Below are 24725 nucleotides of genomic sequence, written 5' to 3'. Positions count from 1 at the left end.
CGACCTCGAGATCGCTCAAATGCACGTTTTACAGCCGGGGTCCGATGCATTCGGCCGATGTCACCGCTCAGCCGCTCGTAGGTTGCAGGCGCACAAGACGCCCGGTACGGTCAAACGATGGAACCCAACACTAGTTTGGTCGATGCGTACACCGCAGCATTCGCCGAATGGGAAGAATCCGATGTCGCCGTGCTCTGGGATTGCATGTCTGCCGACGGTGTCGCCGCAAAGACTTCGTAAGCGACGAACCTCTGTTGCCGATCCCTGAGATCGCCAGTCGATTACTCAGTCGGTGAATAACTTCGCGATCGTGTTTCGCACCGATGCGATCGTCGATGGGTGCAACACGGCGAGCGTGTCGCCGATCGAAGAATAACTTGCGGTGAACAGCTTCTCGGGCCGCACAAAACTGTCGAGCGGTAGTCGTCCGGCTGCAAAGTCAACCTCGGTGATCGCGATTGCTTGTTTACTCGAGTAGGCTCGCGAAGTCAGCTGGCACACGATCGCATCACGATGATCGGCGGCGGCAACGATGAGCGCGGGGCGCATCTTGACGGCGGATCCGTCCGAGAACGAAAACGGTACGACCACGATGTCGCCTACTGCAGGAATGCCCACGCCGCATCCTCCTCCGGGCGCTCCCAATCACTGAGCGCCTCGCGCGATGCGAGCATGAGCGAAAGCCCAGTGTCCGGCTCCACCACAGGGGTCAGCAAAAGCCCGTCGTCGACGATTGTCATGTCCAGTTCGCCGGTGAGGTGCGCTTGCACCAATATCGATTTGGGAATGCGCACCCCCTGCGAATTGCCGATTTTCACGATTTTGCCTCTCATGTAATTACAGTGTAATCACGTCGAGATTCGTCGTCTAGTGCTCGCCAGCGGCGGCGGTGCGTGTGAACTGGGGAGAACGCAGGTCGCTTCGGTTATCTGCAGGGGGAGCCGTGGTGCTCACTGACCGTCGCTGATGCGCAGCGGCGGCAGCGCGCTCACAATCGCGACGGTCTCGATGCTCACCGTCACGATGCGCTTGACCAAATTCAGGATGTATTCATGGTCGCCGTGCTCGAGCCCCCAGTCGTTCGGGTCATTCCGGATGCCGCTGGCCTAGTCCGTCTTCACCTGGTAGCGCTCGAGAATCCACTCGAGCGCCGAGCGGGAGCCGAGGAGGTACTCGTGAGTTTCGGGTGGAATCCCGCTCAGCGTGATCTGGTCGTTGTAGCGGATCGTGGACTTGTCCCACGCGCCGGCCTTGCCGCCGAATCGCGTCTTCTCGACGCGGAGATCGACGCCGGTGAGGTCGCTCGCCGAAGGATTTGGTGCGGGGGTTTCGAGACGCGCCGCTCGTTCCTCGCGGCGCTCCTCAACCAGCGATGGTGCCACGGCATTGGTGGTTGAGGAGGCCGCCCGCGGCCGTCTCGAAACCACTATCTCCAGCGGGTAAGGCTCGACACTCTCGTACTCGAGGTGCAGGTCCGCCAACTCGCGCCCAGCCTTCGCAAATGCCCAGAAATCGGATGCCGCACTCAACTTCGGAATGCGCGGCAGCATCTTCTTCAGGTCGGCGGCGTACGTCGTGCGGTAGTCGGGGGAGTGCAGCAGCCCGTAGACGAAGTAGAAGATGTCGTCCTTGGTCGTCTGTGACCCGTACAGCGCACGGTACTCGGCGACGATCTCATCGGTGATGTTGTCGACCCGCGTGTACGGCTCACCGTCATCGAACAGGCTCGGCTGTTCGCTTCTCGCCTCGTAGGTGTAGCGCGGAAAGAACTGGCCGGTCGCTAGGTAATGCAGGTCCGGGACGGCGTCGGTCACAAGTGATGCGAAATCGCTTGTTTCCCCCGGGGAAATCACAAAGATGCCAAGGTTCGCGCGGTCTGCCCTCGGAAAAATCTTTGGCAGGATTCCACGACGATCATTGAGATCCGCGCTGAAGTAGAGCCACTGTTTGTTGAAGGGACGATATGCGGCGACGCGACAGTTCTGCCGATCGAACCCCAATGCGTCTCTCCGAAGCGCGCGTGGAATCAGGCTCGAAGACCAACTTATCTTGGTCGTATCGCGGTCAAGGCTATCCTCGGTCACTGGTCCGTTCCCAGTCGCAGAGTGAGCCTGGCTATTGAAGAAGCTGATCGTGCGCTCGGCATTTGCTTCGAGACATTCCCGTGAGGCGTTGAACACCCACGCATCCCGGTTCGTCTTGAGACCTCCCGAGTAGGCTGAAAAGATCCCCACGCCTGGCCCTGTTCTCTCCGAGAGTGTGCGGAATGAGCCAAAGACGGCATCACGTTGGTCGAGCCAGTCGCCTGCTTCGTTGGGGTCGAGAACATCCCACGACACGCCGTCGACGCTGCCGTATTCGGCAATCAGCCCAAGCTTTTGCTTACGCGTTAGGTAGTCGCCGATGTCGCGGTAGTGGAGCACGCCGTGCTGGGCAGCATCCGGATTCTTGACGAGCAGTGAGATCGAGACGGTCGCGCGGCTGCCTTCGCCGAAGACTCCGTCCTTCTCCTTGCGGCGCTGCTCGCCCGAGGTGCGGGCGTTACCGCGCAGGTTGAACACATACAGCGAGCTGAACTCATCGGTCAGACTCTTGCGAAGCCCGTCGGCTGTGTTGCCGTCGAGGAAGCCGCCGTTGGAGACGAAGGCGACGATACCGCGATCCCCAATGCGGTCGCTTGCCCAGCGGATAGCGCGAATGTACGAGTCGTAGAGGCTGTTCTTCAACGTGGCGGTCGACCGTGCGGCATAGGTTTCGGCGATCCGCTTGTCCAGGTAGGGGTATTTGAGGTTCTGGTTGTTGTCGTTGGCGCTGTCCTGGCCGGAGGAGTACGGCGGGTTGCCGACGATCACATGAATCTTAAGGGCGTTCTGTGCCTTCACGCGGTCGTTGTTGTCGCCGAAGACACCGTGGTCGTCGAGCTCGTCGTCGTCCTCCGAGGATTGAAACGTGTCGGTGAGCACGATGCCGGGAAACGGCTCATACCTGTCCGTCTCATAGTGCTCAGCATGCGCGCCGCGAGACGCGCCGACAATACCGTGGAAAGTCTCCTCGATGTTCACCGCGGCCACGTAGTAGGCCAGCAGCACGATCTCGTTCGCGTGCAGTTCGTACCGATATTTTCGTACGAGATCCGACGCCTTGATCAGCCCGGATTGCAGAAGCCGCACAATAAACGTGCCGGTTCCGGTGAACGGGTCGAGCACGTGCACACCCTCGTCCGACAACGACGTGCCGAACTCGCTCCGCAGCAGGTCGTCGGCGCTGTGCAGGATGAAGTCCACGATCTCGTTAGGGGTATACACGATGCCGAGCCGGTTGCTGGTGTCGCGGAACGCACCGGAGAAGAATTTCTCGTAGAGCCGCTTGATGGTGGTTTGCTTGCCCGCGACATCCGTAATGCCGGAAACGGTGCGGCGCACGCTCGCGTAGAACGCATCGAGTTCGTCGCGTTCGCTTGCGACGTTGGTGCCCTCGAGCGCGTCGACCATGCGCTGCATGACCTGGGAGACCGGGTTGTTGTCGCTGAAGGAGTAGTCCTGGAACAGGGCGTCGAAGACGGGCAGAGTGATCAGATGCTGGGAGAGTGCCTCGATCGCATCCTTGTCGGTGATCGACGGGTTCAGGTTGTCCTGCAGGCCGCCGACGAAAGCCTGAAACTCGGTGCGGATGCGCTCATCCGACCCGGTTACCAGGTTGCGGATGCGTGCCTGCTGCCGGGCGGCGATCTCCGCAACGTTGCGGGCCCAGTTCTCCCAATAATCGCGTTCGCCGACCTTGTCGACGATCTTCGCGTAGATCGCATCGGTCCAATCCGCGCCGAGCGCAGCCCAGTTCAACGGCACTGACATCGAGTCCGGGCTGTCGTGGCCCGCCCCTTCGCCGTCGCGGTGCCAGTCGGTGACCGCGATCGCCTGGATCTGGTCGTCGCTGCGCCGGTTCAGGTCCAACTGTTCGATCTTCGCCTCGAACCGTTCATCGTGCGCCCGCAGCGCGCGCAACACATCCCAGACGACCTTGTATTTCGCGTTGTCGTTCAGCGCCTGCTCCGGGCTTTCCCCGGCTGGAACGGCGATCGGCAGGATGATGTAGCCGTAATCCTTGCCCTCAGCGCGGCGCATCACCCGGCCGACGGACTGCACCACATCGACCTGACTGTCCCGCGAGTTCAGGAAGATCACCGCATCCAACGCCGGAACATCCACCCCCTCCGACAGGCAACGCGCGTTCGTCAGGATGCGGCAACTGTTCTCATCCGCGTCGGTCTCGGCCTTCAGCCAGTCCAGCTTCTCATTGCGGACGAGGACGTTCATCGTGCCGTCCACATGCTGCGAGCGGATGCCGAGCGGCTGGGCGGTCGCCTTGGCGGCGATCGCGCGACCCGACGCATCCGCATTCTCGGTCGCCTCGTCGAGGCGTTCCTGCTCAGTCGTGGTCGGGAAGGCAGGCACACCGGATGCGACCGGGCCGCCGGCGAAGCCGTCCAGCATCGAGGAGACCTTCTGTGAATCCTTGATCGACCGGCTGAACGCGACCGCGCGGCGCATCGGCGCGATATCTCCCGGCCACGGCCCCAAACCCTGCACACCACGTTTGGCCAGGCCGTTGTAGATGCCGACGATGCGGGCGGCATCCGGAATGTTCAACTCGCCTTGCTGAGCGAACTCTTGTTGGAAGTTCGCCCCGATCGCTCCTTCGTCGACTGCCAGCACGAGCACGCGGTAGTCCGAAAGCAGGCCGCGCTCCACCGCTGCGCCGAAGCCGAGGCGATGGAAGGTCGGACCGAAGCGGGACTCGTCGTCCATGCTGACCACCACGGCGAGCTTTTCGGATGCCTTCGACTTGACCGCGTCCCCGTACAGTTTCGGGGTCGCGGTCATGTAGAGGCGTTTGCGGGTGCGAATGTAGTTCTCGTCGTGCACGCGCACGAATGCAGACTCGGCGTCGCCGGCGAGGGTCACGCCCGTCGTGCGGTGTGCCTCGTCGCAGATGACCAGGTCGAACGCGGGCAGGCCGGACTGTTGAGCATCCGCCACCACGCCGATCGACTGATAGGTGGAGAAATAGACGGTCAGACCGTCATCCGGCCCGCCCTCGTTTGCGGCTGCCAGCAGCGAGACTGCATTCGTCGTGGCCGGGAAGGCGAGGTCGCTGACCGAATAGTCCTCGGACCTTTTGCCGACCTTCGTGTCTGAGCAGATCGCGAATGCGCGCTGCGGCAGCACCTGTTGCGCCGCCCACTCGCGTAGCGTCTGCGACAGCAACGCGATTGAGGGGACCAGGAACAGCACGGACCCACCGGGCGGGGTCAGCTGCTCCGCGATTCGCAGGCTCGTGAACGTCTTGCCCGTGCCGCATGCCATGATCAGTTTGCCGCGGTCGGCATTGTCGAATCCGGCCTTCACGTCACGCAGCGCTTCGAGTTGGTGCTCGCGCAACTCCTTGAGCGGCTCCCGGTGCATCTGCTCGGGCTGCTCGATGCTGAACTGCGACCAGTCGATGTCGCTGGCTTCCAGCTCGTCCAGACCGATCCGGAACGTGTTGATCTGCTGATCGGCGATCGCGTCTTCCGCGTGCTTCGACCAACGGTTCGTCGTGGAGACGATGGCGCGCGAGGAGAACCCCGCCTTACCCGACGCGGTGAAGAACGAATCGATATCGCTCTTCTGCAGATAGTGATCGGACGCGTAGAACTTGCACTGGATCGCACAGAGCTTGCCCGTGTACCGCTCCCGAGCAACGAGGTCGATACCGGTGTCGACCTTGCCATCGCGGCCTGGCCAATCCTGCCACAACCACACCTCGTCGAATCGCGCAGAATACAACGGATCAGTGCGCAGGAACTGCGCAATCAACCGCTCGAACAGCAACCCCTTCTCGTGAGTGTCACGAGCGAGACGCGCGTATTCGGCGAGTAAGGCGGTGATGCCGCTTGCGGGCTTGTGGGGCAAGTTTTCTGGTGCGCTCTGCGCCGAAGCCGGAGAAACGGTCACGGGCAGTTCCTCCATCAGACGCTGTGGGTTCGAGCCTACGAGGCAAAAACACCGTGGGCAAATTGATCCCGGATGTTGACACCCTGGTTGGGGGTGCCGTCAACAGATATCCATGAGGCATGGCAGATCCTCTTTCCCCGGCAACTGAGGAACTTGGGAAGCGGGTCAGAACCTTCAGGCTCGAACTCCACTTGACCCAGGAGGAGTTGGCGGCAGCCGCGGAGATCGATTGGACTACGGTCGGCAAGATCGAGCGCGGACTGCGCAATCCCAACATGCACAATCTGATTCGGATTGCGAGGGCGCTCGGAAAGGATCCGTCCGAGCTTCTTGTCGGCATGACGTTGGAGATGACCCCGCAACGTCAGCATCGCCCACCACCCGGGCAGCGCTACGACGAAAAGCGCCGCCGCCCGCCGGCATAGCATCGGCGGCGCAGCCGGAGCATCGTGCCAAAGCGGTAGCGAAGGGTGCAAGCAATTAGGGCACAAACGCTAGAGCTAGAAAGACTCTGGTGATGCACGCTTCAGGCACATAGACATGAGCAGTGCCCAAAGAATTCTCAGTAGCCGCCGAGATCGTGGGAGAGCGACTTCGAGACATTCGGCACCGCATGGCGCTCAGCCAGGAGGACGTCGCCCACCTTGCCGAGATGCACGTCACCAATTACGGCAAGATCGAGCGCGGTCGAGCGAACCCCAGCCTGACAACGCTGATACGCATTGCGGTCGCGCTCAGCACCGACCCCGGTGAACTCATCCGCGGTATCGGCAAGACCGCGCTGCCCGAGAGCACGCACCTGCTCACCGCCGCTGAACTGATCCGGGAGCGCCAGCTGAGAGAACTCAAACCGCGCGCAACGTAGTACCGATCGTGCAATCGCGCTTTTGTGTTCACCGCGGCTGCGGATGGTCGTAGCCGACCGCATTCGGTGCCGACCGGCATCCGCTGACCTGGGTCGGTCGGGTGCGCAATGCTCGGACGGCACGGTTTCAGCGGTTCTCCGAGTCGGCCACGCCGAGCCCCGCGCGCCTGGCCCGCACGATGGCTTCCGAGCGGTCGGCCACCTGCAGCTTCGCGAAGACGCTCGAGACGTTGTTCCTGATTGTCTTTGGACTCAGACACAGCCGTGCTGCGATATCCCCGTTGCTTCGACCCGCCGCGATGAGTTCGAGCACGTCGCGTTCCCGTTCGGTGAGTTCGGGGAACACAACGTCATCTCTCGCGGACAACGGACGGGTCAGGTAGCCGAGCACCCGCTCGGCCACGCCCGGGCCGAAGATCGCCTCGCCTTGTGCAACGGCCGAGATCGCCCGCAGCACATCAGGGCTGTCGGCGCCCTTCACCAGGTAACCGCGCGCACCGGCCCGCATGGCGGCGAATACGGATTCATCGTCGTCGAACATGGTGAGCACGAGCACACCGGTCTCAGGCGCTCGCTGCGTGATCCGTCGCGTCGCAGTGACGCCGTCGACGCCGGCCATGTGCAGGTCCATGACGACGACATCCGGATGCTCCGTCTCCGCCATCAGAATGGCCTCGCTCCCGTTCGACGCTTCGCCGATCACCTCGAGGTCGGGCAGCACGTCGAGCAAGGTGCGCAGCCCGTGTCGGAACACCGGGTGGTCGTCGACGAGGAGAATGCGGATCATATGGGTACCACCGGCAGCCACGCGGAGACGAGGGTGCCTCCGAGTCTCGTCGCGCTCGTCTCGCAGCCGCCACCGAGCTCCCCGGCGCGTTCGCGCATCGCGGTCAGGCCGACCCCAGCGGGTGGCTGTGCGCCGATGCCGACGCCATCATCCTCGATCTCCACCAGCAGTGCTGTCGCCCCTTGCGGGCCAGCATCAAAACTCAAAGCTACCCGGCAGTGCCGTGCGGAGGCGTGGCGTGAGACGTTGGTCAGTGCCTCCGTGGTGATCCGGTACGCCGCGACCTCGACCGCAGCGGGCAGCGCACTGATGTCGGATGCCTCAACGTCGACCTCCAGGCCGGGGTCGCGGTCGCTGAGCAGCCGAGCCTGCTGACGCACTGCGCCGACCAGGCCGAGCTGATCAAGTGCGGGAGGGCGCAAGTCCTCCACCAGTCGATGAACGTCGGCGAGCGCTGCTTGCAGCTCTGCCTTGAGTTGGCTGGCCAGTTGCGCGGCCCTGGCACCGTCGACGGCCGCGATGTGACCAACGGCATCCAGACCGAGCGCGACACCCGCCAACGCCGGCCCGAGTCCGTCGTGCAGGTCGCGCCGGATGCGACGACGTTCCTCCTCTCGGGCAGCGATCAGCCCTTCGCGGGAACGCTGGAGTTCCACCGCAAGACGTATCGCGTGTGCGGCGACCCCGATCTGCCTGCCGAGGTCGTCGAGCAGTCGCAGGTCGGAGGGCCGGAACGGGTCGCGCGAGGTGCGCGGCGCCACCAGCAGGCGACCCACTTGCTCCGACTGGAAACTTAGCCCGACCGCGTGAAGTTCTGCCTGCGGAGTGCCATACTCGCCCATCAGTGGTGGCCCACCGTCGACATCCACCTCAACCCGCGCATAGGGCAGCCGCAGCGACGCCGCAACCGTGTCGGCCACCTCCGTCAACGCGTCGCCCGAGCGACTGGAATTCTCCAGCCGACGGCCGACCCCGGTGAGAACGTCATACGGGTCACCTCGAAGACCGAACAGCATGCGATCGAGGCTGCGTTGCAGACGGTCGCGCAGCGGTGCGAATACGATCGCGACGAGCGCGGTCGCCAGCAAGGCCCCCGCCTGAGTCGCCCATGCCGGTACAAGCGTGCCGACGAGCATCACCACCATGGCATACCCGAGCAGCAACAGCACGGTCAGGATCGCATAGACCAACGATCGTCTGATGACGACTCGGATGCCGTATGCCTTGGTTCGCAGGATCGCGACCGTCGCGACGACGGGCACCAGCGACACCGCGATCACTGCGACGACATCGCCGATGAGTTGCGGTAGCGGCAACAGGATGGCACCGGCGAGGATCGTGATCGTCAATGCGAACCAGCGCATCGCATCCCGTTCGGTTCCGCGTGAGCGCCACCAGCGCACCGCCGTGGCCGCGACGGAGCCGACCACGCCGAGGGCAAGCATCCCCATGCCCAGCGCCTGCAGTGTCACGAACAGCGCAGCAGGCAGCGCGACTCCGAGCGGATTCGTGATGACCGGGAAGTTCTCGAGCGGCCCGGGCCCGAGTGCGTTGGCAAGGAGAACGAGGAGCAGGCCGAGCGCGTCGACGTATACCAGCGTTCGCCAGTACGGGCCAGGGGGGCGTCCGTCCGGAAACAGCAGCACCCCGAGCGTGACGAGCGGGAGGAAGCCGAGAGACCATATCCATTCGGAGACCCAGGCGAACGCCGCGGACCCCGCCGCAGAGAACGTCAGAGAGATGTCCGCCGTCACCCAGACGGCAAGGGTGAGGGCACTGGCAAGACCACAACACAGGAAGAGCCAGCCGATCGGATGCCGAGGCAGCCGACTGAGCACGAGTGCACCGAGCGGCGGTAGCAGCACGCCGAAGACGATGTTGGGATAGACGTCTTCGAGGCCACCGGAATCCACCGACACGATCGGGCGCCTGAGCAGTAGCGCCGCCGCTGCGTAACCGATGACCAGCAGCGGCCCGAGGCAGGCTGCCGACCACAAGAACGCGGCACGCTGTACCGGCAAGGTGGCATTATGCACCCGCATGGTGGCATTATGCACCCGCGCGGCGTGGCGTCGCAGCCCGGCATGCACAGCAATCAGGCGGGTGTCGCGATCCGCGTCGGCTCGCCCGGCAGCTCGGCACGCACCCCGCGCCACGCCAGCACAATGCCGGTGACCAGAATCCAGAGCAAGCCGAGCATGAATGGCAAGGCGTTGGCGTTGATCGGGTCGGCACCGCTCAGCAGTGTCAGCGCGATCGTGCCGCCGCCGATGGCCACCGCGGACCAACCGAACCAGCGCGACATCACCCGGGAGACAACGAACGCTGCGCCGACCGCGGCCAGGAACGTGCCGAACGTCAGGAACGTGACGACGAACGCCACGTTGTTCATGTCCGCCAGCACTCGTGCGATGCTGGGCGAAAGTGAGTTGTGATCGAGGCGGCCGGCGATGACGGGAAAGATCGACGAGATCTTCAAAGCGACGGTCACAGTGCCGGCGATGACGGCGGTGCTCGCGAACCATGTGGCGACCCCACCCCGCGTACGAAGCGTGGTGACCAGCCAACCGAGGTAGAACATGAAGGCGATGAAGCCCAGGAACTCGATCGCCGAGCCGAGTTGGGCGACAACGCCCGGGGTCGAAGCTAAGGTCGTGAGGTCCGTCGCTCCGCTCGGGTGGGGGTCGCTGGAGCCTCCGGCGGCGAGCTGGTTACCGACGACGGTGAGAGCGACGTATGCCGCCCCCGCCAGCGCTCCCGTTCGATTCCACGCCTCCGATGCGCGATCGTGTGATGCCATGTTGTCCTCCTTCGATTGACTGAAAGTTCGTACAGTCATCAATCTGCGCTGCGCGGTGTCCCGCCGTCACGGGAGCGGAGTCCCGAATCTTCCCGCATGATCAATCGGGTCGGCGACGGCCTCAGCGCATACCAGGGTGGCGCAGATACGACAACACGGCAGCGACTCTCCGACTGACGGTCGGCTCCTCGGAAAGGGCGAGCTTGGTGAAGATCGCGTTGACATGCTTTTCGATCGTCGACTCCGACAGGTGCAGCGCCTGCCCGATGGCACCATTCGTCTTGCCCTCGGCCATCTCGCGCATCACGTCAAGCTCGCGGGGCGCCAGGGCGGACAGCGGCGATGTCGCCTGAGCGACCCGTCGCTCCACCAGTCGCTGCACAACCCCGGGGTCGACCACCGACCGGCCCGCTGCGACCTCCCGAAGTGCGTACAGCATGTCGTCCAGGTCGCCCACATTCGACTTGAGGAGGTTGCCGAGGCCGTCGGTCCCGTTCTCCAGCAGCTGCACCGCGTAGTCGGCGTCGGAGTACTGCGACAGCACGACGACGCCGATTTCCGGGTGCGCGTGACGAATCGCATGGGCAGCTTCGATGCCTTCGACGGTGTGGGTGGGAGGCATCCGGATATCGGTGAGTACAACGTCTGGCGAGGTCTCGGCGACCGCGGCGAGCAGCTGGGCCGCATCCTCGACCGCGGCAACGACCTCGACCTCGCCGGAATCCTCCAGCAAGCGCCTCGTTCCCTCGCGAACGAGATAGTTGTCGTCGGCGACGACGAGTCTCAGCGTTTCAGGTGATTCAGGTGTTTCAGTGCGTTCCGGCATTCGTCTCCCTGTTCTACTGTGCAGCTGGCAGTCGGATGTCCGCCCGTGTGCCCGTCGTATCCGACAGCACCTTGAACATTCCGCCCAGAGCCTCGATGCGGTCGCGCAGTCCGACCAAGCCCGTACCACCGTTCACCGTCGTGTCGAATCCGTGGCCGTTGTCGGACACCTCAATGCACAGCTGGCCGTCATGCCGGCGGATGCGTACGGCGGCCTCGGCGGCACCGGCGTGCTTTAGCGAGTTGGTCAGGCATTCCGAGACGGCGAAGTATGCGGCCCCCTCGATGTCGGCAGGAAGCCGGTCCGAGCGCGCGTCCGCCGTGCTGTCGACCCGCACCGGGATCGGCATGCGCTGTGCGCGCGCCTCGACGGCGGCGACGAGGCCGCGGTCGGTGAGCAGTGTCGGATGGATGCGTCGCACCAGCTCCTGCAGATCCGCGAGCGCGCGGCGGGCATACGACCGGCACCAACGTCTCGATCGTTGCGGCGTTGATCTCGTCGTTCTGTCTGATCGTCGGCACATTCCTGCTAACCGCGCGCCGACTCACCCGGGGCCGCGCGTCCGTGGCGACCGCGATGGGACTGCTGGTGGGGGCGCTTCTTATGAACACCCTCGTACTCGGCGTCAATGTCGCTTTCATCGCGATGGCCGACCCGTCAATGAACCACGGGCAGATGATCGCGCTGCTGCAGCTGATCGGCAGCAACCCGATCGCCCCGATCGTGCTCTTGGGCCACAACGTGCTCGTCGTTGCCCTCCTCATCCTCGGGATTGGGTTCTGGCGAGCGGGTATCGGTCCGCGCTGGGCCGCAGCCGCGATCGCCCTGTGCGGGCCGGTCGACATTATCGGTGGGTTCATCCCGTCGGAAGCGGCGGGCATCGTCGCGAGCGCCCTCTCGAATGCCCTGTTCATCGCCGGATTCGCGGCGCAGGCATAGTTCCTGCTGCGTCAACCCGTGCATGCTGCGGCGGATGCAGTGCCCGCCGCAGTAGCGATGGCGGACTGAAATCGAGCGCGGGGTGGACGAGACACGGTCTCGTCCACCCCGCACTCGTCTGCCTTGCGTGCTCGCCACAGACATGACCCGCCGACTCACGCGATATGCGAACGGCGAGTACTGTTCAAAAGCTCACGCGCCACAAGTATTCGTCACCATTCTCGCGACGCCAGCGCACGATCAGTATCGTGTCCCGCGCGAGGTCGTGCCCGGTGATCACGAGCGTTTCAGTTGCCCCGGCCGTGAGCGTCACCGGTGCCTGCAGAGGCATACTGCCGCCACCGATCAGGGCGAAAGTGACTCCGCTCAGAGTCTCAAGGCTGGCATTCCACAACTTGTAGCGAGGAGGCGTGCTCCTGTCGAATCGGAAAGGAACCGGATAGGCCGGCGGCGGCCCATCCGCTGGGTCACTCGGGTCGATGGCTCTCAACATGGTGGCACGGTAGCGTGGGCCTCCGACGAACGCAGCAGAGCCGTGGAGACCGGTTTCAGACGCCGATTGTTGGGGACAAGTCAGCCCGCGTAATCCTCGTTATAGCGATCCAGAACATCGGCGAGGGGCCCGTCGAGCACGAGACTGCCCTTGTCGAGATAGAGGCCGCGGGAGCAGAAGCGACGCAGATCACTCTCGTTGTGGGACACGAAGAACATGGTGCGACCGCCGGCGAGGAGTTCCTCGATGCGGCGATAACACTTCTCACGGAAGCCTCGATCGCCGACAGCCAGCACCTCGTCGACCAGCAGAATCGGCTCCTCCAACCGGGCAATGACGGCGAACGCGATCCGCACCTTCATGCCGCTGGACAGGTGCTTGTATGGTGTGTCGAGAAAATCGCCGATCTCAGCGAACTCAATGATCTCGTCGAACCGTTCGTCGATCTGCGCCTTCGACATACCGTGCAACCCTGCGGTCAGATAGACGTTGTCGCGCACGGTCAAATCGTCGACAAAGCCGCCGGTGATCTCAATCAGCGGTGCAACCCCATCACGAACACTGACCGTGCCTTCGTCTGAAAGCACCACTCCGGCGACAAGTTTGAGCAGTGTCGACTTGCCCTGGCCGTTGCGGCCAACAACACCGATAGCTTCGCCTGGCTGCACAGAGAAGGTGACATTGCGCAGTGCCCAGAATTCACCCGGACGGTTGCGCCGCTTGCGCGACGCGAACAGGTCTTTGAAGGAGCGCCGCGCTTGGCGATTGCGTTTGAAGCGGATGCCGACACCCGCCACATCGATCACGGCCGGCTCGATCATCAGATCTCCTTCAGCACGGCGCGCTCAGTGCGGGAGAACACCCACAGCCCCAACGCGAGGAATAGCAGCGACATCACCGCAGCGACCGCGACTGAATCCCAACTGAGCTCCTGAGCGAAGAAGGCGGACCGGTAAAGGCTGAAAATACCGTTCAGGGGGTTGAATCTCATCATGGTGCGCAACTCGTGCGGAACATCGGTTGCGCTGTAGATGATCGGGGAGGCATAGAACAGCAGCCGCAGGATCAGCTTGACCGCTCGTTCGAGATCCCTGAAGAACACAACGAGTGGAGCCACGATCAGGCCGATCCCGATCGTGAGAACGGCCTGGAGCGCGATCGCAAGCGGAAAATAGACGATGTTGAAGTTGATCGGTGCGCCGAAGACGATCGCGAAGACGGCCAGCACGGGCAAAGACAGCAGGAACTCGATGCCCTTGGAAAGCACGATGCGGTTCACCCAGATGGTGCGCGGAATCGTCGTAGATCGGATCAGTTTCGCCTCGCGCAGGAATGCGCGCGTGCAATCCGAGATCGTGCCGTTGAACCACATCCACGGCAGCAGAACAGAGAGCAGGAAGACGATGTACGGCTCTTCACCGATTTTGCCGCGCTGGAAGATGACAGTGAAGACGAAGAAGTAGATCCCTGCCATCAGCAACGGGTCGAGGATCGACCACACGTAGCCGAGCGCACTGGTCGAGTAGCGCACGCGCAGGTCGCGCTTGGTGAGCAGCCAAAGCGAACGGCGATAGCGCGCGAAGCGCGTGCGCTGGGTAGGGCGCACTTCGGCGTAGCTGGTGGTCACGGGTCCTATCGTATGCGTGCGTGAGCCGCGTAAATGACGCGGCCCCGCAGCATCCGCTGGTTCGAAGTTAGACGAACAGGTTGGCGCGCTCAAGATCTTCGGCGAAGTCGACCTCGACCGCGTACAGGTCGGAGATGTCCACCGGCTCAACGAGCATGCGATCCTGTTCGATCGCGAGTTCGATGCCGCGCTCGAAGTAGTCCTGGTCTTCGACGCGCTGGAGCTGGCGCAGCAGGCCAGCCTTGTCGCGGCTGGACACATAGTTGATTCCGACGGCCTCGCCAAGACCACCCTTGACAGTCTTCGAGAGTTTCTCGATGAAGCCTTCTGCGCCGGTCGTGTACTTGACTTCCTCGTCAGACACCTTTGAGGTGTTCACCGTGACAAACGACTGGTCACGTGACATCAACTCGGCGGCACGTTCGAGCACGGCCGGGTCGAAGACGACGTCACCGTTCATCCACAGCACTCCACCTGCGCCGGATGCCTGCAGGGCGCGCATCAAGCTTTTCGAGGTGTTGGTCTGGTCGTACTGCTCGTTATAGACGAAGGATGCGTCGGGGAATGCTTCGATGATGTGCTCCAGCTTGTAGCCGACCACCAACGTCACTTTGACCTTCGTGCCGAAGGCATGGTGGATGTTGTCGAACTGCTGTTGCATAATGGTGCGGCCATCGCTCAACTCGGTGAGGGGTTTAGGGAGGGAACGGCCGAGCCTGCTGCCCATGCCTGCTGCCAAAATCACTACCTGGGTGGTCACATCAATCTCCTGTTCATCGGCGAAGTGCTAACTCTTCGTCAGGTGGCAAACAGTGGAGAGTTTGCCGAGGGTTCGCTTGCGCTTCTACGTAAGGACACCTCTTCATGCCGTAATTCAGCTTATCGGGGCTGTTTTGCTCACAGCCAGTTGTTGCCGTTTCGTAATCATCCTCACGGGTGATACCTAGGGATGATATTTCGCCTGATTGCCTGGAATCGCCACGGATGACGGAGGGGCTTGATACGTTAGCGTGGTGAGTTCTGTGTCGCCTACTCCGGAGAACGTCGGACAAGAAGAAGAGTCCGAACGCCCAGTGACGGCCGCACGCGCGGCGGCCGCCGCGCCGACCGCACGCGCGCCCGTGGCGGCCCGCAAGGCGGCTCCTCGCAAACCCGCCGCCCGTAAGCCGGCTGCGCGCAAAGCACCGGCACGGCGTGCCCCCGCAAAGACGGCCGCCGCCAACACCGCCGCCACGGTTGTGCCGATTGCGACCGCACGTGTCAAGTCTGCGCCGGCGCCAGTTGTTCAGGACACTGCCGGAGTTGAGCCGGTGAGCGACGAGCCGGTGATCGCCGAGCCGGTGGTCGAAGAGGCGGTGGTCGAGGAGGCGGTTGTCGCCGCTCCGGTTTCCGACGCTGCAGTTGGCACCGAGCCAGTGTTCGACGAGCCAGTTGTTGACGAGCCCGTGCTCCCCGGCCCTGCTGCCGAAGAAGTGAGCCTGATCGAGCCCGAACCCGTGCGCGAACCCGAACTCGCGCTCGAGCCGGAGCCCGTCGCCGACGAAACCCAAGCAACCGAAGCAACCGACGTATTCACCGACGCTGCCACCGCCATCCTGCCGAGCGCACCGCCAACTGATCTGTTCGGCACCCTGCCGAGCGCGCCGCCAAGTGATCTGTTCGGCACCCTGTTGCGCGGGGATCAATCCGCGCACGTTGCGGAGGTGCCGCACGCGCATCCGATCGCTCCGCCCCAATCGGCGGATGTCGTCCTGTCCATTCAGCGACTGCGCAAGACATATGGTGCGACAGTGGCCCTCGATGCCGTGTCGCTGGACGTTCGAGCTGGTTCCTTCTACGGAATCGTCGGGCCGAATGGTGCGGGCAAGACCACCACGCTCTCGATCATTGCGGGGTTGCTGCGGCCGGACGCCGGTGCAGTGTGGGTGCACGGTGTCGATGTGTGGCGGCATCCGTCGAAGGCGAAGCGCTCGATCGGAGTGCTGCCGGATCGGTTGCGGTTGTTCGATCGGCTGACGGGCGCACAGTTCCTGCGCTATGCGGGCACGCTGCGCGGCTTGGATGCGGCCACCGTGAATGAACGGGCTGCTGATCTGGCTGCAGCGTTCGGGTTGGAAGACGCTCTGGGCCGGCTGGTTGCAGACTACTCAGCAGGCATGACGAAGAAGGTGGCGCTCGCCGCGGCAATGATCCATTCGCCGCGCCTGCTGATACTCGATGAACCGTTTGAATCCGTTGACCCGGTCTCTGCTGCGAATGTGATCGAAATCCTGCAGAAATACGTATCGGCGGGGGGCACCGTCGTGCTGTCCAGCCATGGGATGGACCTGATCCAGCGTGTCTGCGACAGCGTCGCGATCATCGTCACCGGCAGAGTGCTCGCCTCGGGAACCGTTGACGAGGTGCGTGGGCATGGCAGCCTGGAGGATCGCTTCGTCGAACTCGCCGGGGGGCGCAAGGCAGCGGAGGGTCTGGAATGGTTGCACAGCTTCTCCGACTGAAGCTGACGCTGACGGCCAACGCATTCCGCAGGAGTCCGTGGCAGGTGTTCGGCCTGATCGTCGCGGTGCTTTACGGCGCCTTCCTGGTTGTCGTCGTAGTTGCGGCGCTGATTGCCGCCCGCTTCGCGAGCAACGTCGATCTGGTGCGAAGCATTTTCGTCGTGGCAGGGTCGGTCACGATGCTCGGCTTCGTCGTTCTGCCACTTGTGTTCCGCACGGACGACACGCTCGACCCGCGCCGCTTCGCACTGTTCGGCATCTCGAACTCGCGGCTCGCGACAGCGCTTGCCGTCGCAGCCCTGGTCGGTGTGCCCTCGATCGTGCTGGCGCTGTGCACACTGGCATCCGTCGTCACGTGGTCGACTAGTTTCGGAAGTGTGCTTCTCGCACTGATCGCGGCAGCCGTCGCCACGGTCACGTGCACGCTCGTCGCGCGCCTCACCACGGCGATCGCAGGTCTTGTTCTGGCGACGCGCCGAGCACGCGATTTCGGTGGGGCGTTCGGGCTGGTTGTTCTCGTGCTGGTCCTGCCCATTGTGCTGCTGCTTACGAACATCGATTGGAGCCATGGCGGGATCCTTGCGCTGCACCGCGTCGCCGACGGATTGAGCTGGACACCGCTTGGCGCGGTCTGGGCGGTTCCCGCGGATGCCGCGGAAGGCGCGATCGGCGCCTCTCTGCTCAAGCTGATCATCGCTTCGGCATTCCTCGCAGCAGTGTGGCTCGCCTGGCGCGGCCTGGTGGCACTGATGCTCGTGACCCCTGGCAGGCAGGCAGTAGCACACACGTATGCAGGGCTCGGCTGGTTCGGCTCTTTCTCCCGCCGGCCGGCCGGGGCGATCGCCGCCCGCAGCCTCACCTATTGGGGGCGTGACGCGCGCTACTGGGTGTCACTGCTGATGATTCCGCTTGTGCCGTTCGTCGCAGTAGCCGCGTTGATGATCGCTGGAGTGCCCGGTCACATCGCGGCACTGCTGCCACTGCCGATCATGTGTCTCTTTCTCGGGTGGTCGATCCACAACGATGTCGCGTATGACAGCACGGCAATCTGGATGCACATTGCGTCGGGCACGAGAGGGGTTGCCGATCGAATCGGGCGAATCGTGCCGATCCTGTTCTTCGGTGTGCCCTTAATCGCTGTCGGATCGATCGTGACCGTCGTGTTCTACGGAGACTGGGCCATCTTGCCTGCCGTGGTCGGCGTGAACACCGCCGTCTTGTTTGTCGGAATCGGTTTGTCGAGTATTTCATCCGCATTGTTCCCCTACCCTGCGACAAAGCCGAACGACAGTGCCTTCGCGCAGCCGCAGCACACAAGCGCAACAGCTGCGGCCATCCAATCGGTCAGTTTTCTGGCGATCCTCGTGTTCGCATCGCCCGTGGTCGCGTTGACCGTGCTCGGCATCGTCGAATCACCGGACTGGTTCTTTGCAGCCCTTGCCGCCGGCCTGGTGATCGGCGGAGGCGTGCTGGTCGGCGGTGTCGCGGCAGGAGCTGCCACCTTCGACCGTCGTGGGCCCGAGATCCTCGCGGCGGCCATCAAGGCGGATTGAGCGTTGCGGCGGAGTATCGCAAGCGGGCATCGCCCGACATAGACTTGACGGATGAATCACGCCAGCATCTCCGATCCTGGAGCGCTCCCAGACGGCGGTGGCACAGCCACACTCGATCGTGAACTCGAGGAGCTCCTCGAACGCGAAAGCATCGAGCCGGGAGACCACGAACGCTTCTCGCACTACGTGAAGAAGGAGCAGATCCTCGAGTCCGCGGTCACGGGAAAGCCGGTCAAGGCGCTCTGCGGCAAGATGTGGACGCCAGGGCGCGACCCGCAGAAGTTCCCGATTTGTCCGACCTGCAAGGAAATCTACGAGACGCTCAAGGCGGATTAGTCGACGGTAACGGCTTTCGCTGCGGCTCTCAACTGCGCGGCGCTCAGAGGTAAATCGTCGGCAGCACGGGGTCTCCGCGGCCAAGCCGGAACGCAACATCCGGCAGTTCCGCGATCGCAATCGCGTGATGAGCGCGAGCGGATGCGACACCCTCCGCGCCGAGGTACGCTTGCTCGGGCGCGCCATCCACGATGAGCGGCACCAGCAGCTCCCTGCCGGAATCGCGCGGCGGAGCACCCGTGAGGATATGAATGGCTTCCACGGTCGCCGTGCCGGACGCATCCAAACGTCGCACCGCGTGTTTGCGCCCGCCGATGCTGACCTTGCCGTCCGACTTCTTCGCGACGGAGACCCAGTCACCTGCATTGTCGCGATGGGCGACCAGCTTGTAGACCATTCCGGAAGCCGGTGCCCCAGACCCGGTCACCACCGACGTGCCCACGCCGTACGAGTCGACCGGAGACGCCGCTAGGGCCGCGATCGTGTACTCGTCTAAATCGTTGGTCACGGTGATCCGCGTTTTGCGAGCGCCGAGGTCGTCTAGATGGCTGCGCACGGATCGAACCAGCGACGGCAGATCGCCGGAGTCCAATCGCACAGCGCCGAGTTCCGGGCCGGCGACCTTGATCGCCAGATCGATTGCCGCGTGCACGTCGAAGGTGTCGACCAGCAGCGTGGTCGAGGTGCCGAGGGTCTCGACCTGTGCGCGGAAGGCATCTTCCTCAGTGTCGTGCAGCAGTGTGAATGAGTGCGCTGCCGTGCCCATCGTCGGCACGCCCCAGCGCCGGCCCGCTTCCAGGTTAGATGTGGCATCAAAGCCGGCAATGTATGCGGCGCGCGCCGCGGCGACCGCCGCATGTTCGTTGGCGCGCCGCGAACCCATTTCGGCGATCGGCCTGCCGACGGCCGCGGACACCATCCGAGCAGCAGCGCTGGCCACGGCCGAGTCGTAGTTGAGGACGCTGAGGATGAGCGTCTCCAGAAGCACGCCCTCCGCGAAGGGAGCATCGACCACCAGCAAGGGCGAACCGGGGAAGTACACCTCGCCTTCACGGTAGCCGCGGATGCTGCCATTGAACCGGTAGTCGGCCAGCCAATCCAGCGTCGCGGATCGTACGACATGGTTCTCGCGCAGCCAGGTGAGTTCCTCGTCGCCGAACCGAAAGGCCTGGATCAGTTCGAGCAGGCGACCGACACCTGCGACGACACCGTAGCGGCGACCGCCGGGCAGGTGTCGCGTGAATGCTTCGAAGACGCATTCACGTTCATGCGTTCCCGCATCGATCGCGGCGTCCAGCATGGTGAGTTCGTAGCGGTCTGTACGCAGTGCGGGGGATGTGCCGATCACGCTCTCAGCCTAGTGAGTGCGCAGTGCCCACCAACGGGTACGCCGCGTTCAGATGCCGAAGCGCTTTGTCGAGAACGTCGATCAACGGCTCCGCCGGATCGGCGGCCCAACGATACATGCTTGACAGTGCAACCCCGAGCAGCGAGCCTGCGAGGGTGCGAACGGTGAGGTCGTCGGCGCTGACTCCGAGCCGCTCGGCGAGCATCGCCGCGACCTCGTCGAGCGACTGCATGAACAGTTGATCGGATGCGGCCGCGCGCAACTCCGGGACAAGAAAGATCAAGCGAACACGCTCGTCGAAGTCCGCGAGATCCGAGGCGGCAAGCTCGTCGAACGTCACATGCATGGCACGCCGGATCGCCTCAATCGGGGGTACATCCAGCGGCTGATTGCGGATTGCCGCAATCGCGAGGGGATCGTATTCGTCGGCGAGCACAACGTCTTCCTTCGTCGGGAAGTAGCGGAAGAACGTGCTCGGCGAGATATCTGCTGCTGCAGCAATCTGCTCGACCGTTGTCGCGTCATAACCCTGTTCGCGAAACAGGCGCAACGCCTGATGCTGAATGGAGAGCCGCGTGCGCGCCTTCTTGCGTTCGCGCAGCCCGACCTCGGTCGTGGCCTCCGTGGTCATCCTCGTCCCCCCTTCTGGCAGCCGCCCGCTTCGGAATGAAGATGAGGGCCAGAATCAGTCCGGCCACGGCGGAGCCTGCGCTTACGAGCAATGCTATGTCCATGCCGTGTGTGAATGCCGATTCGACCTCGCTCCGCAAAACGGCACTGCCGAGTTTGTCGGCGACGCCGAGTCCCGCGAACACGCTCGAGCGCGCGGCGCTGGCAACGGCATCCGGAAGGCCAGTCAGGGTCAGATGGGCGACGTAGGCGCTGCTCGCCACGCTGCCGATAATCGCAGCGCCGAGAGGTGAGCCGAGCTTCTGCATGGTCGACATGATGGCGGAGCCGACGCCGGCGCGCTCCGTCGGGAGCACGGCTAGAGCAGCGGATGCCGCGGTCGTTAGGGCGAGCCCGATTCCCAAGCCGAACACGGCAAGCCAGATCGCGAGGAAGAGTTCAGACGAGGTCACTGTCGTTCCGGAACCGATGAGGAGCCCCGCCGCCATGAGCGCGAACCCGAGAGCCGTCGTGAATTTGGAGCCGATCGCCGCGACCACTCGATTGGCCGGAACGGCGCCGATGACCAATCCGCCGATCAGTGGAAGCAGCCGGAGGCCGGAACCTTGTGCGTCCAAGCCGAGGACGGCTTGGAAGTATTGCGGTGCCGTGAACATCACTCCGACCATCGTCAGGATGCCGCACGCTGCCAAGATGACGCCCCAGGTGAAGGCCGCCGAGTGGAACAGCGTCAAATCGACGAGGGGGTCGCTGCCCCGGCGGCCGGCAAGAAATCGCTCCCAGAAGCCGAACGCGACGATGACGGCGATGCCGCCGATGATCAGGCTGAGAGATGCGACATCATTCCAGCCGTTGACCCCTGCCTCGATCAGACCATAGACAAGGAGTGCGATCCCGCCGCTCGACGTGACGATTCCGATCGGGTCGAGCCCCGGCTTGGTTTCTGCTCGGGATTCCGGCACGAGCGCGATCACCGCGACGAGGCCGATGGCGACCACGGGAACGTTCATCAGGAACACCCAGCCCCACCAGAACTGGGAAAGAACCCAGCCGCCGAGAATCGGTCCGATCGGCAGAGCGAGGAAGTTCGCGGCCGCCCAGATGCCGACCGCACGCGGCCGCTCCTCCTCCGAGAAGATCACGGTGATGACGCTGAGCGCCGTCACTGTCAGGCCGGCTCCCGCGACACCGAGAACGACTCTCGCGGCGATGAACAGTTCGGGGTCGGGCGCGTACGCGCATCCGATCGAGCCGATTCCGAACAGCACCAGCGAGATCAGCATGATCTTCTTGCGGCCGAAGCGATCGCCGAGCACCCCGGCCGGTAGCATTGCCGCTGCCAAGGCAAGGGCGTAGCCGGCAGAGAACCACTGCAGATCCGCTTCGGATGCGTGCAGCGCGGTTGCGAGCGTCGGCAGCGCGACGCTCAGCACGGTCAGATCGAGTCCGACCGCCAATATGGCCAGAGTGATCGCCGCGAGTGCCCACCACCGACGGTTTCCAGTTGCATTCATGATCGCCCTCCCATAACACGTCGCCGCTGATTGAACATGCAATGCGAGAGTATGTCAAATAAGGGCGACATGCAATAGATAGTGACTATCAAAATAATGTGAGTTCCAAAATTGTGCGCACTCGAACCGCGCCTACCAGGACCGTGTCCGCTCGAAAACACGCCTGCGAGCAGCGATTAGGCTGGATCATCGTGACAGATGCACCGATCGGGATTTTCGACTCAGGGGTCGGCGGCCTGACCGTCGCGCGCGCGGTTCGCGATCAGTTGCCAAACGAGTCGATCCTGTATATCGGTGACACAGCACATTCGCCGTATGGTCCGAAGCCAATCGCTCAGGTGCGGCAGTATGCGCTGGACGCGCTGGACTCCCTGGTCGATCAAGGTGTGAAGATGCTGGTGATCGCCTGTAACACGGCGTCGTCCGCGATGCTGCGCGATGCTCGTGAACGTTATTCGGTGCCCGTGGTCGAAGTTATTCAACCTGCGGTGCGCCGGGCGGTCAGCGCGACACGCAGTGGACGGGTCGGTGTGATCGGCACGCTCGGCACCGTCAACTCGCGCGCATACGAGGATGCTTTCGCCGCGGCACCCGAACTGCACCTGTTTACACAAGCGTGCCCGCGCTTCGTCGAATTCGTGGAGAACGGCATCACCAGCGGGGCTGAGTTACTGACCGTTGCCGAGGGCTATTTGCGCCCGCTGCGGCAGGCGAATATCGACACCCTCGTCTTGGGGTGCACGCACTATCCCTACCTGCAAGGCGCGATCTCGTACGTGATGGGTGACGGTGTCACTCTCGTCTCCAGCGATGTCGAGACCGCCAACGACGTCTATCGCATTCTCGTCGGCCGCGGCCTCGAGCGCACGGCCGCCAGCACACCGACCGTGCGGTATGAGGCCACAGGGGACGATGCAGCAGACTTCCTTCGGCTGGCTCATCGCTTCATGGGCCCAGAAGTCTCGCACGTGGACACCGTGCAGACCGGCCCTCTCGAACTGAGCGCACTTCGGCAGGTGCCCGATCGCTAGGCTGAATGGATGACTGACACCATTCGCAAGGACGGCCGGACCGTCGATGAACTGCGCCCCATCACGATCGAACGGGGCTGGAGCGAGCAGGCAGAGGGAAGCGCCCTGATCTCGTTCGGACGCACGCGAGTGTTGTGCACGGCATCGTTCACAAACGGTGTGCCGCGCTGGATGTCGGGTAAGGGCAAAGGCTGGGTGACCGCGGAGTATTCGATGCTGCCGCGCTCAACGAATGATCGGATGGATCGTGAATCCGTGAAGGGCAAGATCGGCGGACGCACTCACGAGATCAGCCGGCTGATCGGCCGCAGCTTGCGCGCCGTCGTTGACATGAAAGCGGTCGGTGAGAACACGATCGTGCTCGACTGTGACGTGTTGCAGGCTGATGGTGGAACACGCACCGCCGCGATCACTGGTGCATATATCGCGTTGGCGGACGCCCTGGAATGGGGTCGCGCCCACAAGTTCATCGGCCAGAGAGCCACGCCGTTGATCGACAGCGTGTCCGCGGTCTCGGTCGGCATCATCGACGGCGAACCCATGCTCGATCTGGCATACGTCGAAGATGTTCGTGCGGAGACCGATATGAACGTTGTTGTCACCGGCCGTGGGCTGTTCGTGGAGGTACAGGGCACCGCAGAAGGAGCCCCGTTCGACCGCTCGGAGTTGAATTCACTGCTTGACCTCGCAATCGGCGGCACGACCACGCTGGCGCAACTGCAAAGCGAAGCGTTGTCTGCGGTTCTGTGAGCGAGGGTCCGGTGAGCGAGCAGATCCGAGTTGTACTGGCGACCCACAACGCCCACAAGGTCGCAGAGTTCCAGCAAATCCTCGGGCGGGCATTGCCGCGGCTCGAAATCATCCCGTACGACGGTCCGGAGCCGATCGAGGACGGGGCCAGTTTCGCAGAGAATGCGCTGATCAAAGCGCGCACAGCATCCGCCCATACGGGTCTGCCCGCGCTCGCAGACGATTCCGGCGTGTGCGTCGACATCCTGGGCGGTGCGCCCGGCATCTTTTCCGCCCGTTGGTCAGGACAGCACGGTGACGACCGGGCAAATCGTGCATTGTTGCTGGACCAGCTCGCCGACGTGCGCGACGAGAACCGCGGTGCCCACTTCACCGCGACCATCGCCCTCGTCGTGCCGGGAGCGGGAGTCGGGGATGCGACGGATGCAACGACAGCGACGGGTGCGACGGCATCCGAAACCGTCGTGGAAGGAATCTGGCCCGGCTCGATCGCGCGGTCCGCGCGGGGGGAGAACGGCTTCGGCTATGACCCGGTCTTCATTCCTGCTGGAGGCACGACAACATCCGCGGAGTTGACCGCAGCAGAAAAAACTGCGCATAGCCACCGGGCGCGCGCGTTCGAAAAGATCATTCCTGCGCTGATGGCGCTCGCCAGTGAGTCGCCGCGACGCCGTCGAATTGAGAATGGCACTCATTCCTAACTAGGCCGTTTCACTGGCGGTTTGCGGCTGC

The 24725-nt window shown here is 63.5% G+C and carries 25 protein-coding genes; 10 read left to right on the top strand and 15 right to left on the bottom strand.

What is annotated here, in order from left to right; all coding sequences use genetic code 11:
* Positions 1-117: 117 nt before the first annotated feature.
* Positions 118-240: a hypothetical protein gene (locus tag QU604_RS14345; RefSeq protein ID WP_308465302.1), complete on the top strand. Its 123-nt coding sequence runs from the start codon at positions 118-120 to the stop codon at positions 238-240.
* A gap of 45 nt (positions 241-285) precedes the next feature.
* On the opposite strand, the gene QU604_RS14340 is transcribed toward QU604_RS14345, so the two are convergent.
* From QU604_RS14340 to QU604_RS14330, 3 genes are all read right to left on the bottom strand, one after another.
* Entirely contained in the window at positions 286-618 is a 333-nt protein-coding gene (locus tag QU604_RS14340) for a type II toxin-antitoxin system PemK/MazF family toxin (protein WP_308465301.1), read from the bottom strand.
* On the bottom strand, positions 600-833 hold the full coding sequence (locus QU604_RS14335; RefSeq protein WP_308465300.1) for an AbrB/MazE/SpoVT family DNA-binding domain-containing protein: 234 nt from the start codon (positions 831-833) through the stop codon (positions 600-602). Before QU604_RS14335 ends, QU604_RS14340 begins: the two co-directional genes overlap by 19 nt.
* 273 nt (positions 834-1106) lie before the next feature.
* On the bottom strand, positions 1107-5993 hold the full coding sequence (locus QU604_RS14330; RefSeq protein ID WP_308465299.1) for a DEAD/DEAH box helicase: 4887 nt from the start codon (positions 5991-5993) through the stop codon (positions 1107-1109).
* Between the two features lie 119 nt (positions 5994-6112).
* On the opposite strand from QU604_RS14330, the gene QU604_RS14325 reads away from it, so the two are divergent.
* Together QU604_RS14325 and QU604_RS14320 are read left to right on the top strand one after the other, a co-directional pair.
* Positions 6113-6418, top strand: a complete 306-nt coding sequence (locus QU604_RS14325; RefSeq protein WP_308465298.1) for a type II toxin-antitoxin system RelB family anti-toxin — start codon at positions 6113-6115, stop codon at positions 6416-6418.
* A 122-nt stretch (positions 6419-6540) separates the two neighbouring features.
* On the top strand, positions 6541-6858 hold the full coding sequence (locus QU604_RS14320) for a helix-turn-helix domain-containing protein (RefSeq protein ID WP_308465297.1): 318 nt from the start codon (positions 6541-6543) through the stop codon (positions 6856-6858).
* Between the two features lie 127 nt (positions 6859-6985).
* Here the strand turns inward: QU604_RS14320 and QU604_RS14315 are convergent, their stop codons facing one another.
* The 5 genes from QU604_RS14315 to QU604_RS14295 all read right to left on the bottom strand — a co-directional run bounded on the left by QU604_RS14315 (position 6986) and on the right by QU604_RS14295 (position 11692).
* Positions 6986-7645, bottom strand: a complete 660-nt coding sequence (locus tag QU604_RS14315) for a response regulator (protein WP_308465296.1) — start codon at positions 7643-7645, stop codon at positions 6986-6988.
* On the bottom strand, positions 7642-9687 hold the full coding sequence (locus QU604_RS14310; RefSeq protein WP_308465295.1) for a sensor histidine kinase: 2046 nt from the start codon (positions 9685-9687) through the stop codon (positions 7642-7644). Before QU604_RS14310 ends, QU604_RS14315 begins: the two co-directional genes overlap by 4 nt.
* Positions 9688-9740: 53 nt before the next feature.
* Positions 9741-10445 carry a hypothetical protein gene (locus tag QU604_RS14305; protein WP_308465294.1) on the bottom strand — a complete coding sequence of 235 codons (705 nt, stop codon included), beginning with the start codon at positions 10443-10445 and terminating at the stop codon, positions 9741-9743.
* A 121-nt stretch (positions 10446-10566) separates the two neighbouring features.
* Complete coding sequence (locus tag QU604_RS14300; RefSeq protein WP_308465293.1) at positions 10567-11271, bottom strand: response regulator transcription factor; 705 nt, start codon at positions 11269-11271, stop codon at positions 10567-10569.
* Between the two features lie 13 nt (positions 11272-11284).
* Positions 11285-11692: a sensor histidine kinase gene (locus QU604_RS14295; protein ID WP_308465292.1), complete on the bottom strand. Its 408-nt coding sequence runs from the start codon at positions 11690-11692 to the stop codon at positions 11285-11287.
* On the opposite strand from QU604_RS14295, the gene QU604_RS14290 reads away from it, so the two are divergent.
* A complete protein-coding gene (locus QU604_RS14290) occupies positions 11671-12210 on the top strand; it encodes a hypothetical protein (RefSeq protein WP_308465291.1) in 540 nt (179 codons plus the stop codon). The genes QU604_RS14295 and QU604_RS14290 overlap by 22 nt on opposite strands.
* Before the next feature lie 184 nt (positions 12211-12394).
* Here the strand turns inward: QU604_RS14290 and QU604_RS14285 are convergent, their stop codons facing one another.
* The 4 genes from QU604_RS14285 to QU604_RS14270 all read right to left on the bottom strand — a co-directional run bounded on the left by QU604_RS14285 (position 12395) and on the right by QU604_RS14270 (position 15090).
* Positions 12395-12703, bottom strand: coding sequence for a hypothetical protein (locus QU604_RS14285; protein ID WP_308465290.1), 309 nt, complete (start codon positions 12701-12703; stop codon positions 12395-12397).
* An 80-nt stretch (positions 12704-12783) separates the two neighbouring features.
* Positions 12784-13524, bottom strand: coding sequence for an ABC transporter ATP-binding protein (locus tag QU604_RS14280; protein WP_308465289.1), 741 nt, complete (start codon positions 13522-13524; stop codon positions 12784-12786).
* On the bottom strand, positions 13524-14330 hold the full coding sequence (locus QU604_RS14275; RefSeq protein WP_308465288.1) for an ABC transporter permease: 807 nt from the start codon (positions 14328-14330) through the stop codon (positions 13524-13526). Before QU604_RS14275 ends, QU604_RS14280 begins: the two co-directional genes overlap by 1 nt.
* A 67-nt stretch (positions 14331-14397) precedes the next feature.
* Positions 14398-15090: a phosphocholine cytidylyltransferase family protein gene (locus QU604_RS14270; protein ID WP_308465287.1), complete on the bottom strand. Its 693-nt coding sequence runs from the start codon at positions 15088-15090 to the stop codon at positions 14398-14400.
* A gap of 253 nt (positions 15091-15343) precedes the next feature.
* Between QU604_RS14270 and QU604_RS14265 the strand changes: the two genes are divergently transcribed.
* From QU604_RS14265 to QU604_RS14255, 3 genes are read left to right on the top strand one after another with little or no spacing between them, the layout of a single operon-like run.
* Complete coding sequence (locus QU604_RS14265) at positions 15344-16831, top strand: ATP-binding cassette domain-containing protein (protein ID WP_308465286.1); 1488 nt, start codon at positions 15344-15346, stop codon at positions 16829-16831.
* Complete coding sequence (locus tag QU604_RS14260) at positions 16807-18384, top strand: hypothetical protein (protein ID WP_308465285.1); 1578 nt, start codon at positions 16807-16809, stop codon at positions 18382-18384. Before QU604_RS14265 ends, QU604_RS14260 begins: the two co-directional genes overlap by 25 nt.
* Before the next feature lie 51 nt (positions 18385-18435).
* A complete protein-coding gene (locus QU604_RS14255; protein WP_308465284.1) occupies positions 18436-18720 on the top strand; it encodes a DUF3039 domain-containing protein in 285 nt (94 codons plus the stop codon).
* Positions 18721-18763: 43 nt separating this feature from the next.
* On the opposite strand, the gene QU604_RS14250 is transcribed toward QU604_RS14255, so the two are convergent.
* Genes QU604_RS14250 through QU604_RS14240 form a run of 3 tightly spaced genes read right to left on the bottom strand, consistent with a single transcriptional unit; the run spans position 18764 to position 22212 of the window.
* Positions 18764-20065 carry a nicotinate phosphoribosyltransferase gene (locus tag QU604_RS14250; RefSeq protein ID WP_308468929.1) on the bottom strand — a complete coding sequence of 434 codons (1302 nt, stop codon included), beginning with the start codon at positions 20063-20065 and terminating at the stop codon, positions 18764-18766.
* Between the two features lie 7 nt (positions 20066-20072).
* Positions 20073-20699 carry an acyl-CoA-like ligand-binding transcription factor gene (locus tag QU604_RS14245; RefSeq protein WP_308465283.1) on the bottom strand — a complete coding sequence of 209 codons (627 nt, stop codon included), beginning with the start codon at positions 20697-20699 and terminating at the stop codon, positions 20073-20075.
* Positions 20590-22212: an MFS transporter gene (locus QU604_RS14240; protein ID WP_308465282.1), complete on the bottom strand. Its 1623-nt coding sequence runs from the start codon at positions 22210-22212 to the stop codon at positions 20590-20592. Before QU604_RS14240 ends, QU604_RS14245 begins: the two co-directional genes overlap by 110 nt.
* Positions 22213-22403: 191 nt before the next feature.
* On the opposite strand from QU604_RS14240, the gene murI reads away from it, so the two are divergent.
* The 3 genes from murI to rdgB are packed head-to-tail and all read left to right on the top strand — an operon-like array spanning position 22404 to position 24694.
* Positions 22404-23243 (top strand): glutamate racemase, encoded by an 840-nt coding sequence (gene murI / locus QU604_RS14235; protein WP_308465281.1) that lies wholly within the window; start codon positions 22404-22406, stop codon positions 23241-23243.
* Positions 23244-23252: 9 nt separating this feature from the next.
* Positions 23253-23993 carry a ribonuclease PH gene (gene rph / locus QU604_RS14230; RefSeq protein WP_308465280.1) on the top strand — a complete coding sequence of 247 codons (741 nt, stop codon included), beginning with the start codon at positions 23253-23255 and terminating at the stop codon, positions 23991-23993.
* A gap of 11 nt (positions 23994-24004) precedes the next feature.
* Positions 24005-24694, top strand: a complete 690-nt coding sequence (gene rdgB / locus QU604_RS14225; protein WP_308465279.1) for an RdgB/HAM1 family non-canonical purine NTP pyrophosphatase — start codon at positions 24005-24007, stop codon at positions 24692-24694.
* Positions 24695-24725 lie beyond the last annotated feature (31 nt).

The sequence above is a fragment of the Rathayibacter sp. SW19 genome, assembly GCF_030866825.1.
GTDB lineage: Bacteria > Actinomycetota > Actinomycetes > Actinomycetales > Microbacteriaceae > Rathayibacter_A > Rathayibacter_A soli.
The sequence above is the reverse complement of the archived record's forward strand: the minus strand, read 5'-3'. Positions and strand labels throughout refer to the sequence as shown.